1 protein-coding gene is annotated in these 740 nt (G+C 69.1%); it reads left to right on the top strand.

All coding sequences use genetic code 11. The features are described 5' to 3' along the window. On the top strand, nucleotides 1-740 hold a 740-nt coding region (gene tnpC, locus Q7A36_RS40425; RefSeq protein WP_305109430.1), incomplete at both ends, for an IS66 family transposase.

Raw genomic sequence — 740 nt, 5'->3', positions numbered from 1 at the left:
GGCAGGACCGAACCTGCTGGCGATGATCCTGGAGGCGAAGTTCGGCCAGCACCTGCCGCTGAACCGCCAGAGCGAGACCTATGCCTTTCAGGGCATCGAGCTCAGCGTCTCGACCATTGCCGGCTGGGTCGGGGCCTGCACCGCCAACCTGGAGCCGCTGGTCACCCTGATCGAGGCCCATGTGCTGGCGGCCGAGCGGCTGCACGGTGATGACACCACCGTCCCGGTGCTGGCCAAGGGCAAGACCATCACCGGGCGGGCCTGGACCTATGTCCGCGACGACCGGCCCTTTGGCGGCCGGGCACCACCGGCGGCGATGTTCCGCTACTCGCGCGACCGTACCGCCGAGCACCCGAACCGGCACTTGGCCGGCTATGCCGGCATCCTGCAGGCCGACGCCTATGCCGGATACAACGCGCTCTACGAGGCCGATCGACAACCCGGGCCGGTCACCGAGGCCGCGTGTTGGGCTCACGGCAGGCGCAAACTGTTCGAGCTGGCCGAGTTGTCGCGCGCCCCGCTCGCCCTCGAGGCGGTGCGCCAGATCGATGCCATCTTTGATGCCGAGCGCACCATCAACAACCTGCCCGCCGATGCGCGGCTCATTCTCCGCCGGCAGCACGTCGCGCCGCTGGTCACCGAACTCGAGACCTGGATGCGCGAGAGCCGCGGCAAGCTGTCCCGGCACGCGCCGGTCGCCAAGGCCATGGACTACATGCTGGTGCGCTGGGAAGCCTTCG

Origin of the sequence: Paracraurococcus lichenis (assembly GCF_030657435.1) — a bacterium.
GTDB classification, from domain to species: domain Bacteria; phylum Pseudomonadota; class Alphaproteobacteria; order Acetobacterales; family Acetobacteraceae; genus Paracraurococcus; species Paracraurococcus lichenis.
This window is presented reverse-complemented; position numbering and strand designations above follow the sequence as displayed.